Genomic DNA, 17,861 nt, shown 5'->3' with positions numbered 1-17,861 from the left:
TTTAAAGAATAGTTCAGTATTTAAAAATAAGGTGAAAATTTAATTCGTTCTTAATATTAGTCATTAATACAAAAAAGTGTACGGCAGTTTATAAACAAAAACCGGTCAGGGTATTCACCATAACCGGTTATTATTCATACCAAGTAAAGCTATTTGGCCGCAGATAACGCTTGTTCAAGGTCGGCTAAAATATCATCGATATGTTCTATGCCAATTGATAAACGAATCATATCTCTGGAAACCCCGGCTCGTGCTAATTCTGCGTCATTGAGCTGGCGATGCGTCGTTGATGCAGGGTGGCAAGCTAGTGATTTAGCATCACCAATATTCACCAACCGCACAATCAGTTTCAAGGCATCAATAAAGCGAGCTCCTGCTTCTTGGCCACCTTTAATACCAAACGACATAATACTGGCAGGTTTACCGTTCATATATTTCTGTGCTAAATGATGTTCAGGGTTGCTCGGTAGCCCTGCATATTTCACCCATTCCACTTGAGGGTGATTTTCGAGGTAATTCGCAACTTTTAGTGCATTTTCAGTATGTCTATCCATTCTTAACGCGAGAGTTTCTAACCCTTGTAGAATTAAAAACGCATTAAATGGTGACAATGCAGCACCCGTTCCGCGCAGTGGGGCAACACGGCAACGCGCAATAAAGGCAGCGGCGCCAAAATGTTCAGTATAGCTTACACCATGATAAGCCACGTCAGGCTCTATCAATAATGAAAAACGGTCTGGATACTCTGCCCATGGGAATTTACCTGAATCAATAACCATTCCACCCAGTGATGTACCATGGCCGCCAATATACTTAGTCAATGAATGAACCACGATATCCGCCCCATGTTCAAATGGGCGACATAAATATGGGGTCGCTACGGTATTATCGACAATCAAAGGCACACCATGGCGATGTGCAACTTCAGCGAGTGCAGCAATATCCACAATAAAACCCGCTGGGTTTGAAATTGACTCACAGAATACGGCTCGAGTCTTGTTATCAATAAGCGCTTCAAGCGCTGCTAAATCATCGTGCTCTGCAAAACGGGTTTCAATTCCTAAGCGTGGCAAAGCGTGGGCAAGTAAATTGTATGTTCCGCCATATAATTTTGCCACGGAAACAATGTTGTCCCCAGCTTGTGCGACTGTTTGAATCGCATAAGTAATTGCCGCCATTCCAGAAGCAACCGCCAACCCTGCAACCCCACCTTCAAGGGCAGCAACACGTTGCTCTAGAACATCATTCGTTGGGTTCATAATTCGCGTGTAAATATTACCCGCGACTTTTAAATCGAAGAGGTCAGCACCGTGCTGAGTGTCATCAAAAGCATAAGAAGTCGTTTGGTAAATCGGTACGGCAACAGACTTGGTTGTAGGATCAGGAGAGTAACCCGCGTGAATCGATAATGTTTCTAATTTCATTCGTTATCCTTGTTACGACACACTGGAAAAAATGCAATTGCCAGAGGAGGTTCATAATTATGTTGTTATGATTCTGTGATAACTCTAGATATTACCTAAGACGTCATATCGAGCAACTAATTGAACTTGAAATTATTTCACATAGATAGATACGACAATGGTGATTATCACCCTTTCAGCTTAAAAATTAGTTATATCAATGTCTATCCTTATAACCTATTTCGTATTGATATAAAAAAAGCCACAACCCATACAGGTCATGGCTTTGTTTCTTATATAACTTTATTTATAACTACAAGAAAGCGCCATAAATAACAGAAGTAATAGATGCTAACCCACAAATAAAGGTGAAAACTTGTGCAGGTTTTGACGTGCTAAATTTCTTCATCGCAGGAACAATATTCATCGACACAACAGGCAGAATAAACAGAATAGCGGCAATCATTGGCGCCCCCATCGTTTCAATCATGCCTAAAATACTTGGGTTACGAATAGTCACAATCCACGTTGTAATCACAATAAACAGCATGGATGCCATTTCAATTTTCTTTACAGAAAAAGAAGAACGAGACTTAATTAACCCAACTAAACCTTCGTGAGCCCCTAAGAAGTGGCCAAAGTAACTCGATACAATCGCAGCAAAGGCAACAATCGGCCCTAAATAAGACAAGATTGGCGATGGATTGATATTTGCGATATGTGATAACACACTGATATTTTGTTCTTTAGCAACAGCAAGTTCAGCTGGGCTTAATGATAGCACCACAGAGAAAACAAAAAACATCACAAAGCCAGTCAGCATTAATGCGGCCCCGCCAGTGATCATATCTGTTTTCACAATAGCATTATTGCCGAATTGTTGGCGCTGGTCTTTGGTGAATTGGCTGATGATTGGGCTATGGTTAAATGAAAATACGATAAGGGGGATCGCCATCCAAACAACCACTGGCATTGAACTCCAGTCTGGTGCCACCTCTAGCATTGACATATTCCATTCAGGAATTAAATACAATGATAAAGCTAATAAAATGAAGACCAAAGGGTAAACCATTAGAGACGTGAGCTTTAACATCAGGTCACGACCAAATACCACCCCAGCAGTCATTGCAGCAATCAGCACGCCAGACAATAACCATCGTGGTAGTGGATCTATACCTAGTTGATTGACAAGAAACGAATCAACCGTATTTGTAATACCCACACCGTAAATCAATACGATAGGGTAAATAGCAAAAAAATAGGCAAAGGTAATAATATTTGCGCCTATTTTACCAAAATGCTCTTCGACCGTGTCGGTAATATCCGCATTTGGATTTTTTGAAGATAAAACAAAGCGAGCTAACCCTTTATGGGCCAGCCAAATCATTGGAGTGGCAATTATTGCCAATACGACTAATGGCCAAAACCCCCCGGCACCGGCTTTAATTGGCAGGAATAGAACACCTGCGCCAACAGCGGTTCCAAATAAAGAAAGTACCCAAGTAAAATCCTTATAGGTCCACTTACTGGCAGGTTTATCTACTGCGACTACTGCTTTTTCAATTGTGCTCATCTTGTGTTCTTCATCATTAACGTTATTAAAATAAGATGTGCAGATTTTGCATTAAATGAGCAGTAGTACCTAATTTAATTACGCTATTTTTTTCAACTTTTTGGTGTAGATCTCGTTAATAACGTAAAAAAACAAATGCCACGTAATTATTCTGTAAATAAATAATTTCGCAATTAATTAAAAGAGTAAATTTTAGATATAAAGTATTTAATTTTTAATTCGAGAAAGGGCTGAATGATTCATTCAGCCCTTTTTTTATCTGAGAAACTGAAGTTTTACAGATAGACAGGCACTAATATTTCTGTCGCAATCACAACCACAACCAATCCAACTAAAACTGGGATTGACGTTCTTTTCACCACTTCGAACGGAGAGATTTTAGCCATACCAGACACGGCCACGACAACCCCTGATACAGGCGATAAAGTCCGACCTAAGTTAGAGGCTTGCAGCATTGGGATCACTAAATAAGCCGGATTGACCCCCATTTGTTTTGCTAAGTGAGGTATTAGCTCAACGAATGCATAGAATGGTGCATTACCCGACCCCGTTGTCATCGCGGCTAACATCGTGATCACCACCAGTGCGATCATCATCACTATAGCGCCTGAACCGAATGATTGAGCAAGGTCAATTAGCCCTTTAATAAAGCCAATGGTGCTTAAACCTTGTGCAAACACCCCTGCTGCCACTAATAACATCACGACCGTTGCAAATGCTTCTGCCATGCCTTTATAACAAACTTCTAAGCCACTATAGACGTGTTTAGCGCTGAAACTGCGAATAAATTCAATGACTGCTGCCAAAATAATACAGCCAACAATAATAGTAACAATATGCAATTCAGGCGCCCATTTGCCATCAAACACTAAAACACCAATAATCGGTGTGAAAGGTAAAATAGCGTAGAAAGCAGGTGCATGAGTTTTAATTTCATTAACATCTAACATTTCAGTTGTGACATTTTCTTTTCTGTCGAGATAACGCTGCCAGAAAAAGTGGGCGATTGACATGGCCACAATTGCCGCGATAGAAATCGGTAAAGTTGTTTTAAATGCAAAGTCGATTAATGGCATTTCGGCTGCTTTTGCCGCTAAGATAACATCACCAGACGTTGGCGCTAAAATAATTGCCGCTGGTGACGCACAGATTGCCGCAGCTGCACCACGACTGATCCCGACATTCACCATGACAGGGAATAGCGTCGCCATCAGTAATACCCCAAGGCCAGTTGCAGAGGAAACGGCTAGCGACATCAAACATGCCACAATATAAGCAGCAACCATCAACAAATAAGGTGAATTGATCATTTTTAATGGTTTAGATGCGATTTTCACTACGACATCATTCGCCCCAATATGAGTCATATAAGATGCAAACCCACATAGCACCATGATCATCATCCCAAGGTCGCCACCACGGCTCATTAATAGGAATTTTATGTATTCCAAAATATCTGTTACACGCCACCCCGTCGTCGGAACAGAACCTGGTAAAATACTTTTTCCCATAATAGCGGTAATGATCAGAAGTAAAATACCCCCGGTCATTAACACTCCCGTTGCGGAATATCCTTTTATGATATAACGCCCAACTCCAATGGCGACAATAACGCCGATTAAGAGCTCAATCATTTATTTCTCCTGCCTGTCTTATTTTGTAATTATAAAAAAATTACTCTGCCTAATTATTAAGCAAAATTCACTGACAATGATCATGTCAGCAGATGATTTTTAATATAGAAATGCGTTAAAACACAAGAGAAATAAATAAAAAATCTATTTTAGCTACCCATTTACAGCTGATAGCCCCAAATATTAATAAAGAATAGGAAAATCAGCTTTGTTTAGCTATGCAATGTTTTTCACATTAAAGAGGAAAATTGATTAACTAAATAACTCATAAATCATATCACCAAAAAAACCGCGATATTGCAGATAACGAATTTGCTTACTTTTTTCTTTAAAATCTTTAGGAATACTATCCCCAAACTTCTTACTGCGCACCCATGCAGCCTTTTCAAACCAATCTACATCTAAAGTAGCAAAATGCTTTTCCACAATCGTTTCAGGAAAACCTTTCTGCCGCATTTCTTGTTTTATCCGCAATGGGCCGTATCCCTTGCGCAGATAACCTTGCATTAATAGCCCTGCAACACGGTCATCATCAAGAAAATGTTGCTCACTTAACCGCTCAAGCACCAATTCAATTAAAGGCTCGTCAATAATGCCTTCATTTTTTTCATACATACGCCGTTTCATACGGGCAAATAGCTCAGCTTTACCGTAATCACGGCGGGAAAGCATAAATAAGGCATATTGGTAAAGCTCGGATTCATTCATGGCGTTAAACTTTCATCATTAAATTGGGCGCATTGCGCGCCCAGTCTAACATAAACCTTTGTACTCTACGTTGCATGTAGGCGACAAGCGAAGACAGACCGATGAGCATACATAAGTATGTGATTCGGCTGGCTAAGTGCAGTCAACACCCATGCAGCTTGAAGTATGACGAGTTAGTGAACTTGAGTACCACTTAGCAGTTTATATATCGTATCCGGAGTATAGCTGCCGTCTTGGAAATAAATTGTCCAGTCCGTAATATCATCACGTGTTAATGGATAAACTTCCCCTTCTTGCATATTTTGCACATAAAAAGGATGGTTTATTAAGCGCCCTTCAAATTGGTCACCATGCCAAGAAACAGGTTCAAACCACATATGTTCATGACCATCGAAATCTTCTTCCGCATCATGGTAGCCAATACCGCATTTCACTAAAAAGCGCCATTCAGAATCTTCAGCTTCCTCGTTTTTACCAAGGAATTTGGCAAAAAAGCCTTTCTTCTGAGCGACCTGTTTTGGCCCATAGTTATCTAACATATGGGTGAAATATTCCCAACGCAATTTAGCTTTACGCGACATATCTGCCGTTTCTTCATCGGTGCGCATAAACATCATGGCGTTTTGATCTTCAAAACCTTCAAAGAAACTTTCTAATACTGGGTTTTCTTGTGTCACACGGAACAGCATAGCGGATGGGTGTTGATGAGATTCATCTCTATCATGCCAATCCCCCATAAAACGTTCAGATGACACATCTCCAAACTCGAAGTTCATCTCTTCTAGTGGTTTTAAGTCATCAATTGGGGTTGATTTCCCTACATGCAGCAGCCCTTCTTCAAACGGTACTGCAACTAAATACTCATAGCCCGTTTGGGTTTGTCCAATAAAAATGGGCTCATTAAACACGATTTTCCCGTGAGTAATGCTGTTATTCACAAAGCTCCAAAACAGTTCGGGAATACCATAATAAGAAGCAATCGGGTGCGGTATAATAATTTCCGCTTCCGACAAACCACAACGTGCCAAACCGTGCGTGTGGAACCAATACATAGTCGGAGCACGCTCTTCTTCCGGCTTGTCTTCGTTATCTTCTTGGTCATAAATAGCATGAACAACATACAAAGAATCAATGCTTGGCATCAAATCATCAATGAGTTGGAAATTAAGCCACTCACGAGTAAACACTTTCCCTGCGGCAGAAATATCCAAGCCCAGTAATAGATCGGGCACCAAGATTTGAATAACCTTTAGCTGCTGCAGATAATTGACTAATGGTTGCCCTTGAAATAAGCACTCAACAATTACCGCTTGAGGGGCTGCACTTGCTTCTGCATACAACTCAGGGCTGATTGGGTCAGTGGCAAAATAAGGGTTGATGGTATATTCAGGGTCGCTATCCACTAAAGCGATATAAAAACGTAATTCTTCTTCATCTTTTTTACAGCTAAAGAAAAAACCGCCATCCTCTGGAATGTAATCTATCTCACCCTCGGTGAAATAAGTTTGTTCTTCTAAACGCTGCTCAAGTAATAAAGACGTCAGCTCAGAACCAGGAATAGCAACCATCATTGATGCTTCTTTCTCGCCCTCACCTGCTGCGGTATCAAGGTAGTGTTGTTTATTATTCATTTTTAGACCTATTAATAAGTGACTGTGGCGAGGATATCAGCTTATATTCGTTAAGAATATTGTGATTATTCTTAACAAACTGAGATTGTGATTTGATCCTTCGTATTGCAACTAAGTTAACAAATAATCATTATTCGACAATCAGTTATTCTACTTTTCATACGGTATTGACTGAGGCACAATAATGCTCTTTCTTTAATTTGCTTTATATTGATGAAGCAAAAAGTTCTATTTCAATAAAGGTAATTCAAATATGGCTGATTTAACCAAAGCACAAAAAGAATATGTCGATGATCTCGCAATGCAACGCGTTTTCGATATGAATAGCGATGAAGTGTTGGTCAACGCCTTAGAAGAAAAAATTCACCAAATGGAAGACCATTTGAAAGCCTATTTTCATGAGCGTGTTAAGTTTCATCAGCAAACTAAAAAATAGCCTTTTGCCTGCTCCGTGCCGGTATTGTTTATTATATCGGCACCTGCCCTATCCCTTTCATATAACCATTTTAAATGAATAATAAACGCGCATTTCTTTAGTTCAACTTATCAACAAAAAAGCATTAAGCGCCATCTAAAAATGAATTTCTAATGATAGAATTCTAATCATCACTGTACGACTAATAACAATTTATCTATTACACTTCTTTATTGTCCAAATATTGAGCCTATTTTATGAAACGCATTCAATTCAGTACTGCACTGATCCTTTCTTCTATTATGAGCATGTCTGTGAGCTTTGCCGATAGCGATCGTCCATTATTTTCAGTCTCTGTAAGTGAATCTGGAGTACCACAAAATAATAGCGAAGGCGGCATTACTCGTTCTTCTACCACAGAGTCACGAGTACTGCCGATTTGGGGCGATGAGGCCCGCGCTCGAGGGTATGATTTACCGGAACCTTTTGGGATCGGCTATGGATATATGAACCTACGTCAAGATATAAAAGTTGATAAAATAGCCTTTAAATCAGAAAAGGGCGTAAATATTCCTTTTGTTAAATTCGATTTAAATGATGATTTAATGATTAAAACAGGACATACACGCAGTAAGAATGAATCACATATGCTAAAACTCGATACTTGGGTCTTTCCATTTATGAACGTATATGGCGTTTATGGAAAAACCAAAGGTACATCAACCACAAATCTTGATAGCGTAAAAGCTCGAGTCAAAATTTTTGGCAAAGAGAATATAATTGATATCGGTAAAAATCTGCCTTTTGAATTAGATTATAAAGGAAAAACGTATGGTGGTGGTGTTACCTTCGCTGGTGGGTATAACCAATTCTTTAGTACATTAGATTTTAACTATACCAGAACAAGCCTTGATATCTTAGACGGTGACATTACTGCTTTTGTTGTAACTCCTCGGGTTGGTTATGAATTTATCTTTGAACCTTTGATCCCTGGTCAAGGTAATACAAAACTACAAATTTGGACTGGTGCCATGTATCAAGATATTACTCAACGATTCAAAGGTGATATTAGTAAACTAGATTTACCGCCTGAATTGAGTGGGTTAATGGCATTAGCACCAGACGATGCAAAATTCGATGTTAAACAGCATCTTGCCCATAAATGGAATAATACTGTCGGTGCTCGGGTTGAACTCACTCGAAACTTTAATGTGTTAACCGAAATCGGTTTTAATAACCGGAATAGTTTTTATATTTCTGGGGAATTCCGTTTTTAATGTGGCATTCGGCAATTATTCAAAGGCTGGTCTTGCTCAGCCTTTTTATTATTTTTCCTGCTAAAGCTGATTTTCTTCCTGACCGCCAGCAAATCGATGGCTGGCTAAACGATCTCGGTGGGGAAAATAGCTTTGATGAAAGTAAAACTGTAGATTGGGGCATATTACCAGGGCCATTTTATACCCCCGAAATGGGCATTGGTATTGGCACCGCACTGGTTGGTTTATATCGAATAGATAAAGAAGATAAACAAACCCAGCCATCTTCTATTGGCTTAAGCGGTTTTGCGTCGTCGACCGGCGCATTTGGCTTAAATTTTACCAATTATAATTTTATTGATAACGACCAGTGGCGGTTATTTGTTTCCGGCACCATTAACAATATTCCCACTTATTATTGGGGTAAGGGATATTCTGCAGGGAAAAATGATCACAATAAAGAAAAGTACCATTCTCAAGAGTTCCAAATAACTCCAAGAGCCTTATACCAACTGACTGATTCTACTTATGTTGGGCTCGGTTGGAACTTCTCATCAATCAATGCCAGCGATCCTGATGATGGTGCGAAACAGTATTTCTCCAAGTCAATTGGGGGTCGTTCAGTGTTAAATTCAGGCATCAGTGCATATTACAGCTATGACACACGAGATTTTCTACCCAATGCCTATCATGGGCAAGCTTTTGAGGCTGTTTATACTTATTTTACACCTAACCTTGGTAGCGATACTCGCTTCCAAACCACCCAATTACAATATGCCTATTACCATACCTTAGCCGAAGAGACTATTATTGCATTCGATAATTATGCGAGGTTTTCAAGCGGAAATGTACCGTGGAACCAGCTATCATTACTCGGTAATGGTAACCGCATGCGCGGATATTACGAAGGCCGTTATCGTGATAACAATATATTCACCAGCCAAATAGAACTCCGCCATAAACTCGATTGGCGCCATGGCGTTGTTGGTTGGTTAGGCACAGGAACCATGAGCGATACTGCGTCCGAATTAGGTCAAGGGCATTGGTTGCCCACCGTAGGTGTTGGCTACCGTTTTGAATTTAAACCAAGAATGAATGTTCGCTTGGATTTAGGTGTCGGCCGCAACAGTACCGGGGTGTATTTTCAGGTTGGGGAGGCATTTTAATGTTCAAATGGGTTCTGGCAATGGGGATTGCGCTTTTATTAGCCGCCTGCCAAAGTCATGACAAACTGGAATTGCCTGCCATTGAGCCTGTAATTACCCCCTATACTTTTGAAGCGGCCTCACAAGCTTGGCCTGTGGTTGCTTCCTTAGCTCCTCCACAAGGTTTGCGCGCTTGCTGCGCTTTTGGCTACAACTTGCAAGCTGAACTGTGGGGATTACCTGTCCCGTTTTACACTATCGATAATATCGTTGAAGCAGATAGCCTCGGTGAACATCATTATAATGACAGCTTTTTAGGTGCCTCTGCTGCATTAATGGGGCTCAGTAATGAAAAAATAGGCTTACTCTATACAGATAAAAGCGGGTTTATTGATATTTCCCATGTCAGAGATACTGCAGATTATACTTTTTACTTATTTAGCCAAATTTACCCACGCCTTGGTCAACAATGGTCGCTGTCACTTAGTGAAGAGTTAGCGGATAGACAAATTCATTTCAGTGCATTTGAACCACCACAATCTGCCAAACAACGTTATACCCTAAGCGCCTACTTAGCCGCAAAATTGGCTTTCCAGCTCGCGGTATGGCATGAAATTGCCCAGTGGTATGGTTATCAATCTGTACCAGGATTTTCCGAAGGGATTTCCGCATTTTCCCCTGAAGACCTGTACTCAAATTTACTGGGTTCCCGCCTCGCTTTAACTTTGATACTACAAGGCCGAGCAGACTCTTTAGCCACTTATTCTCAATCAATGGAAAATATTCTTCCACTGGCACTTCACCAGCTCGGTAGCAAAGATAGAAAAACCACGCGAAAAATATTTGATAGCGTTGATGGTTTATGGTGGAACAGTTACCGTAGAGTTCCGGAGAAATTTCTTGTTTTAACAAGAGATTACCAAACAAGTGACCAACGTTACCCTCTGATGCCTCCACAAATTATGCCGTCTGAAGGCTTATTTTTAACGTTGCCTGATCGCTATCTCAAATATGATTTGTCATTGCTCGCACAACTGCGTTTGCTCCCTACTGATGATATGAAACTGCTCCCCAAACCAACTTCTTATTGGACGGTGTCAGATTTTCAACAGCTAGCGGACGATGCGAAACAACAAGATTTACTGCAACAAATTTTAAAACCTTAAAAGACCTATTTATGATATCCATATTAGTCACTCAATAAATCTTTGCCCTGACATTACCGTACTTAAAATTTAAGCTAAATATCACTTTTTACTCATTTACAGATAATAATTTTATTTCACTTTTGTCACCTCGATAGGCTTTAATAAAACGATGGAGATCTCATTTTGGTTAAAAAACAGCCTATCAACTGCTTGTTTTTCAGACAAAATAACCCTGTAATAACTACATGAACTGTATGTTTTTTACTCAAATTTAACTTAAGTGAAGCTCAGGCACCACAGAAATGAACAGTTTAATTTATTATTCTTCATATGAAAATATACCAATAGAAACTTTACACCATTTAAAATCAGTTTATTCATAATAATATAAAAAAGTCTACAAAATAATACAGAAATTTCCCTAATGTCACCCGGATAAATGTAGCTCGTAAAAAATTAATCTGCTAATATTCGCTCGAATTTTGTTCAGAGATACTTAGGAGAAGCAAATGCCCTCTCGAACGATGAGGACAAACGCCGTCTTCGCTTTCTTATTTTTACTTTTATTTTCGAGCCTGAGTATGGGCTCCACCAGTACCAGCACAATGCTCAATAAAGAGTATACTAATAAAACTGTGCAACAGAATGTAAGTCAGGCTAAAACCTCACTCCCTGATTTACGTAAATACCCTTCTGGTACACCTCGAAAGAAAGCATTTTTGAAAACGGTTGTCCCTGTTATAGAAAAAGTGAATAAGCAGATCATGGCTGAACGTACTTGGTTGTTATCAGTACGAGCTAACAAGAAATGGAGCGCCCAAGAATTGCGCCGTCTTGAGCAAATCTGTAATAGTTATGGTATGAAGTGTAGTAACCCAAAACGTTTAAATTGGGACAAACTATTGAGTCGTGTCGACATCATGCCAACGCACTTAGTTGCAACACAAGCAGCAACAGAGTCTGGCTGGGGGACTTCACAACTTGCTCTGCAAAACGGTAATTTATTTGGTATGCGCTGCGGTAGCGGCTGCCAAACTAAGAAAGGTAAAGTCAAAGGCTATTCTTCCTATACTTCTGTAGAAGATACTGTGACTGCTTATATGAAGAACATGAATACCCATAATGCTTATGAGTCACTGCGTACTTCACGAGCAAAGCAACGCCTATCAAAAGATGAGCTAGATACTAAAAAGCTAATCAATGATATGAAAGGGTACTCAGAGTTAGGTTCAACCTATAACCGCTATTTACAAGAGATGTACGCGAGTAATGAAGAATTGATTACACAAGCTCAACAAAGAGCAGCCACTCGCATTTAATTTTGTATCACCAGGTACAAGACATAAAAAAAATCCACTTCGTTAAGTGGATTTTTTTATTGTTTTTTAGATTGACTCTATTGCTCTAAATAGTTCGAATGGTGGCGAGGCGGCAAGAGAGGGCCCCTACTACCAATCAAATGCATTACTTGTTTTTTGATGGTTTTTATTCATTATTTTAGATTGGCGCTATTGCTCTAAATAGTTCGAGTGGTGGCGAGGCGGCAAGAGAGGCTCCCTACAGCCAATTAAATGCATTACTTGTTTTTTTGATGGTTTTTATTCGTTATTTTAGATTAACTCTATTGCTCTAAATAGTTCGAGTGGTGGCGAGGCGGCAAGAGAGGATATCCCTAGGAGCATACATAAGTATGTGACTAGGGTAGCTGAACGTAGCCAACAAAGTCACCGCTCGAAATATGACGAGCAATATTCTGATTGCATAGAAAAAGAGATCAAATATCATATACCCTCACCTTCTAACAAAATAATTAACATCTTTGAGTCTAATATGAATTTCTTCTCTTTTGAGTTTCTTGGCTCTTTCTTAATTTTTTTTCTTATTTATTGGGGTTGTCAGCCCAGTGCAAAACTACAGAATGGCTTATTAATCACTGCTAGCTATTTTTTTGTTTATTCATTTAGCCCTGACTTTGCTTATATTTTATTTAGCTACACACTGATCATTTATTTGCTTACCAATGTCGCAACTAATTGGCTCTCTAGTCGATGGATATACGGTATTCTTACCGCCGTCATTATTGGTTTCTTTACCACCTTTAAATATTACTCATTCTTTCAAGAGACTATCCAACAAACACTCGACAAATTTGGTTTTAGTGTTGGTCTTCCTATATTGGAAATACTCGCACCTCTTGGCCTCTCCTTTTATGTATTCCACTCGGTAAGCTATACGGTATCGGTTTGTCGCAAAGAAATTCCCAAAGCCGATTTCTTTGACGTGACACTATACCTTGCATTTTTTCCCAGCATCGTTGCGGGGCCAATCAATCGTGCGAAGAACTTTCTTCCTCAAATACAAGCTGAAAGCCGTGAGGTTTTAGATCCTCGAAAAGCCATATTGCTTATCTCATTAGCACTGGTGAAATTGTTTTTATTTAGCTCTTACTTATCTGAAAATTTTGTAAACCCTGTCTTTGATGCCCCTGTGGGTTACAGTGCGGGAGAGATTCTAATAGCAACCTATGCGTATGCTTGGAATATTTACTTTAACTTCTCTGGTTATACCAATCTGGTGACAGGCATCGCGTTATTATTAGGGTTTAGAGTTCCTGTTAACTTTAATGCGCCTTATTTAGCTGCAAATTTAAAAGAGTTTTGGGCTCGCTGGCATATCAGCTTATCAACCTTTATTCGCGACTACATTTATATTCCCCTTGGCGGTAACCGCAAAGGTTTTAGTCGTATGAATACTAATGTATTCCTTGCTATGGTCATTTCAGGGTTATGGCACGGTGCTGCAATGACATTTGTGGTATGGGGGGCCATTCATGGATTAGGGATTGTATTGCTCAATCTTAAGAATTTATGCATGGAAAAATTAGGATGGACCCAAGTGATCCCTAATAAAACATTATCAGTTTGGGTGTCGCGTATTATTACTTTCCATTTCGTCTGTTTTGCTTGGATCTTCTTTCGCAGCGCCTCATTTGATGATGCCCTGTTAATGGTCAATCAAATCATTGCCCCTGGTTTTATCGCTTCTATTAATGCAAGCTTGGGGCTATTAGTCGCATTTTGGCTACTACTGATTACCTACCCTTATTTTGTACAAGCCTACCATTATGTAGCGAAAAAATACCAAACTATTCCTTGGTATTATTACCCTATTCCGCTCGCGATTATTCTAACCATTATGTTTATGCTTTCTCCTTCAGGTATGCCGGGGTTTATTTATGCTAACTTCTGAGTTTAAAAATACCCTCATCAAGGTTGGGCAGATTTTATTTATTGTCCTCGTTGCCGGCCTATTATTAATTTGGTTGAATCAAAGCTCACTAGAACGATTTTGGCAGCAGAAATATCACCAAGATACCCCATGGGCAAAAATGGCGGGGAATCCTATCTGGGATTATGGAGCTTATTTACATGATGGTGCACTTGAAGCGGGAAGCCTATTTACTTACTACGCATCAGGGCAAAAAGCGCAAGAAGACAAGCAAGCGGCAGAAATCGCATTGGCCAATAAAGACAAAACACTCAGTTTTCCCACCGAGTTTCAAGTTGGCCTTCATTTTGTGAATGGCTATATTTATCCAGCTGAAAGCTTATCGATTACCTTCCCTGAACGCCTGAAACGACCACAAGCTAGGGAGAAAAACCCCAAAATTAACTTTGGTGGTTTTACTATCAAAAAAGATCAGCCAATCGTGCCAAAACATGTAGCCAATATTGAAAAAGGCCAACAAGTCCTGTTTGCGGGGGACTCCATGATGCAAGGTGTTGCTCCACATGTTAAAAACATGCTCTTGAAAAAATATAATATTGATAGCATTAATCTAAGCAAACAAAGTACAGGATTAGCATATCCACGCTTTTTCAATTGGCCACAAACCATTGCCAAGGCATTGAATGATAACCCGAACATTAAGGTTCTCGTCGTTTTTTTAGGACCTAATGACCCTTGGGATATGCCACCACAAACGGGTTATAAATACGTCAAATTTAAAAGTGAAGATTGGGAAAAAGTGTACCGTGAACGGATTAGTGATATAATATCGACCGCTCGCCAGCACAATGTTGATGTTATTTGGGTTGGCCCCCCTAATATGCGTAAAAATACGCTCTCCGATGGTATGAAATTCTTGAGTAGCCTCTACCAATCTGAAGTTGAGGATAACGGCGAAATTTACTTTTCTGTTAATGATGTCTTTAAATATAAAGGCGATACCTATTCTGACTATATCGGTGATGCAAGCAGTACAATTAAATTGCGAAGTGGTGACGGGATCCATTTCAGCGGAAAAGGCCAACAATTGATTGCTGAAAAAGTATTCTCACTCATTCATTTCGAAGAAGAGGAAGAAAAGGAACCTCATGAAACTGAACAAACTGTGTCAAGCTAAGTCCAAAATATTGGCGGGTAGCGTGATTGCGCTTTTATCGCTGGGCTTATTGTCTTGCCAGAACACATCAGACAAAACACGTACGACTAGCCTACCCAAAGGCCGGCCTGCGGTTGCACAAGGGCAGTTGATCAATAACGCCGAGCCTAATTTGCCACTGTTGGCGAAAAAGCTGCACCAAGGCAACCAACAAGTGCACATTGTCCAAATTGGTGACTCACACACCGCCGCTGACTTTTTCAGTGGCAATTTAAGAACCTTGTTCCAGCAACGCTATGGGGATGCCGGTCCAGGTTTTATTCCGCCTATTTCAGTACCGGGGCAACGTACCGCAACCATTAATCGCACAAGCGAAAAGAAGGAGTGGTCTCTGGCTTCCAGCCGTAAAGATGAACGCTTTGATTACCCACTTGGTGGGCTAATTGCCGAGCCGCAAACTGCCAACAGCAAAGTGGTGCTTAAGCCTTTACAGCCTGCGCTAGGTGCTTACCAGCTACAAACTCTCTATCAAAGCGCAGGTGATTCACAAATGCGTGTCGCTCCTGCTGTTTCCCCCAGTGTTGCATTACCCGCCACGGGGAGCCAGTGGCTATTTTCATCCCCTGTAAATACCCAACTTCCCACTCAGGTTACTGTTAATAAAGGTAATGGGTTAAAAATCGGTGGGTGGTTAGTGCGTTCACAAAAACCAGGAGTGATGCTTTCAGCACTTGGGCTCAATGGTGCAACATTAAGTATGGCAGATAAATGGCAGCCACAATGGAGCGAAACTTTAGCGCAAATGTCGCCTGACATGGTGATTTTAGCTTATGGAACCAATGAAGCTTTTAATGATACGTTAGATTTAGCCGCTTATGAGCAAAATTTACGTGCTAAAATCCGCTTAATTCGCCAACAAATGCCTAACAGTGTTATTTTGCTTATCGGCCCGAATGATTCACTTAAATTTAATAATGCAGCTAGTTGCCAAGCTCAAATGCCTGTGAATTTAATGAGTGTGATTCAAATTCAAAAGGCCGTCGCTGCTCAGGAAAATACGTTATTTTGGGACTGGCAAGCCTTTATGGGTGGCCCTTGTTCAATTCGCACATGGGCAGCGCAAGATTTAGCCCGCCCAGATAATGTTCACCTTTCTGTTGAAGGGTACAAAAAGAGTGCTCAAGGTTTATATAGTCAGTTAAGCCAAATACTGAATTAATGACTAACTCAATGCACGATAAGGCAGAGGTATTTCAACGTACCCTGCCTTTTTATTGACGACGACTATTTTTAATATTTATCGCCTAATAGTGGCCATTTCACTTTAGCTTTTTTCTTACTTATCTTTTTATCACCCTAAAAATCCAATTCCAATTTTAAAGCTAAAATAATTATTTTAAATAAAAACAACAAATTAAAAATGTCATTCTTGGAATACTACTGACTAATTTCGAATTTATTTTTCCTTCTAAAAAACATAAAAAATTGTGACCATTAATTAAATCAATATACACCGCATAAAATTAGTATCCCTACATCCCTTCTAGTAAACCACATCGCTATACGCTGCGATTTATAAAACAAGGAGGTAATAACAAACCGCTTCTCACCTTATGCAAGCTCAGGGTTTGTTGTTAAAATGGAAACCGTGAACAATTCTTTGACACAGCCAGAATAATTTTACGGTCGCAATCGTAGGTAATATTTATTTAGGTTCAAAAATGTCGACTAATTTCTGTGTAAAATCGTTTCATACCTATATTGAAACGCTATCAAATAAAATAAAAAATAGCTTTTACCTCACTCACTCCCTACTCTTTAAGCTGAGCTCGGGTGAAATTGACATTCGAATAGAAGAAGGCCCATGGCAAAAACTGACGGCCTCAGATATCTGTTTTCTTCCTAAAGGAGCATCAATTGAGATAATTAATCGTGATAATCACAATCTACTCGCTGTGGATGTACTTCCAATAACCACGGATATGTTAAAATCCTTTTATCAACAACAGTCTGCATTATTTATTAGTAAGAAAAAAACATCTTCAATAAGTCAAATCTGTTGTACTAACTTACAAGAAAACCCAATTATTGAAGATGTATTTCACTCAGCCATTAAAGAAGTTAACTCACCCACTAACCAGAATATTATTCATATTCATTTGGGTTTTATTTTGTCATTTTTTTTACTGGTAAATGAATTTATCCCTACATTGTATGCATCAATAAATATCTCGATAAAAGATAAAGTGTATGACTTAATTTTTCATAGTGCAGGTAAACAATGCCATACTTTAGATACTATCGCGAAAAAACTTCATATGAGTTCTTCAACGCTTAAACGACGACTGGCCAGTGAATATACCAGTTTTTCCAAAATTAGCTTAATGTCGCGAATGAATAAAGCGATGATATTATCGAAAACAGAAAATATGCCTATGTCACGTATTGCTCAAGAAGTTGGCTATGATGATATTCCTTATTTTTTACTGGCATTTAAAAATTTTCACGCACAATCCGCAGCAACATTTTCGCTCTTCAAATAGTTTATAATTTAAAATGTTAAG

The 17,861-nt window shown here is 39.5% G+C and carries 14 protein-coding genes; 9 read left to right on the top strand and 5 right to left on the bottom strand.

The features are described from left to right. Positions 1 to 149 precede the first annotated feature (149 nt). The 5 genes from P3L37_RS02110 to P3L37_RS02090 all read right to left on the bottom strand — a co-directional run bounded on the left by P3L37_RS02110 (position 150) and on the right by P3L37_RS02090 (position 6,949). On the bottom strand, positions 150 to 1,424 hold the full coding sequence (locus P3L37_RS02110) for a bifunctional O-acetylhomoserine aminocarboxypropyltransferase/cysteine synthase (protein ID WP_109912614.1): 1,275 nt from the start codon (positions 1,422 to 1,424) through the stop codon (positions 150 to 152). Positions 1,425 to 1,716: 292 nt separating this feature from the next. Next, the gene (locus P3L37_RS02105; protein ID WP_004915136.1) at positions 1,717 to 2,976 is read right to left on the bottom strand and encodes an aromatic amino acid transport family protein; all 1,260 of its coding nucleotides are present in this window, start codon (positions 2,974 to 2,976) and stop codon (positions 1,717 to 1,719) included. A gap of 275 nt (positions 2,977 to 3,251) precedes the next feature. Beyond that, positions 3,252 to 4,610 (bottom strand): anaerobic C4-dicarboxylate transporter DcuC, encoded by a 1,359-nt coding sequence (gene dcuC / locus P3L37_RS02100; RefSeq protein ID WP_004915139.1) that lies wholly within the window; start codon positions 4,608 to 4,610, stop codon positions 3,252 to 3,254. A gap of 252 nt (positions 4,611 to 4,862) precedes the next feature. Continuing rightward, positions 4,863 to 5,318, bottom strand: a complete 456-nt coding sequence (locus P3L37_RS02095) for a regulatory protein RecX (protein WP_004915141.1) — start codon at positions 5,316 to 5,318, stop codon at positions 4,863 to 4,865. A 173-nt stretch (positions 5,319 to 5,491) separates the two neighbouring features. Beyond that, positions 5,492 to 6,949, bottom strand: a complete 1,458-nt coding sequence (locus P3L37_RS02090; RefSeq protein WP_209102635.1) for a DUF4026 domain-containing protein — start codon at positions 6,947 to 6,949, stop codon at positions 5,492 to 5,494. A 253-nt stretch (positions 6,950 to 7,202) separates the two neighbouring features. Here P3L37_RS02090 and P3L37_RS02085 point away from each other — a divergent pair, with 253 nt between their 5' ends. The 9 genes from P3L37_RS02085 (at position 7,203) to P3L37_RS02045 (ending at position 17,840) form a co-directional block, all read left to right on the top strand. Then, a complete protein-coding gene (locus tag P3L37_RS02085; protein ID WP_004915146.1) occupies positions 7,203 to 7,385 on the top strand; it encodes a hypothetical protein in 183 nt (60 codons plus the stop codon). 236 nt (positions 7,386 to 7,621) lie between these two features. Further along, complete coding sequence (locus tag P3L37_RS02080; protein WP_109912617.1) at positions 7,622 to 8,641, top strand: hypothetical protein; 1,020 nt, start codon at positions 7,622 to 7,624, stop codon at positions 8,639 to 8,641. After that, positions 8,641 to 9,786, top strand: a complete 1,146-nt coding sequence (locus P3L37_RS02075) for a BamA/TamA family outer membrane protein (protein ID WP_109912618.1) — start codon at positions 8,641 to 8,643, stop codon at positions 9,784 to 9,786. Before P3L37_RS02080 ends, P3L37_RS02075 begins: the two co-directional genes overlap by 1 nt. Further along, positions 9,786 to 10,931, top strand: coding sequence for a DUF4056 domain-containing protein (locus P3L37_RS02070; protein ID WP_109912619.1), 1,146 nt, complete (start codon positions 9,786 to 9,788; stop codon positions 10,929 to 10,931). The genes P3L37_RS02075 and P3L37_RS02070 overlap by 1 nt, the downstream gene beginning before the upstream one ends. 491 nt (positions 10,932 to 11,422) lie before the next feature. Continuing rightward, complete coding sequence (locus P3L37_RS02065; protein ID WP_109912620.1) at positions 11,423 to 12,232, top strand: protein bax; 810 nt, start codon at positions 11,423 to 11,425, stop codon at positions 12,230 to 12,232. Positions 12,233 to 12,743: 511 nt separating this feature from the next. Beyond that, a complete protein-coding gene (locus P3L37_RS02060) occupies positions 12,744 to 14,162 on the top strand; it encodes an MBOAT family O-acyltransferase (protein ID WP_272667548.1) in 1,419 nt (472 codons plus the stop codon). After that, complete coding sequence (locus P3L37_RS02055) at positions 14,149 to 15,318, top strand: DUF459 domain-containing protein (RefSeq protein ID WP_109912621.1); 1,170 nt, start codon at positions 14,149 to 14,151, stop codon at positions 15,316 to 15,318. Before P3L37_RS02060 ends, P3L37_RS02055 begins: the two co-directional genes overlap by 14 nt. After that, entirely contained in the window at positions 15,290 to 16,516 is a 1,227-nt protein-coding gene (locus P3L37_RS02050; protein ID WP_272667547.1) for an SGNH/GDSL hydrolase family protein, read from the top strand. Before P3L37_RS02055 ends, P3L37_RS02050 begins: the two co-directional genes overlap by 29 nt. A 502-nt stretch (positions 16,517 to 17,018) precedes the next feature. Continuing rightward, a complete protein-coding gene (locus P3L37_RS02045) occupies positions 17,019 to 17,840 on the top strand; it encodes a helix-turn-helix domain-containing protein (RefSeq protein ID WP_110731440.1) in 822 nt (273 codons plus the stop codon). Positions 17,841 to 17,861 lie beyond the last annotated feature (21 nt).

This window comes from Providencia sp. PROV114 (assembly GCF_032704305.1).
GTDB lineage: Bacteria > Pseudomonadota > Gammaproteobacteria > Enterobacterales > Enterobacteriaceae > Providencia > Providencia rettgeri.
Note: the sequence above shows the minus strand (reverse complement) of the source record. Positions and strands in the feature narration are given on the sequence as shown.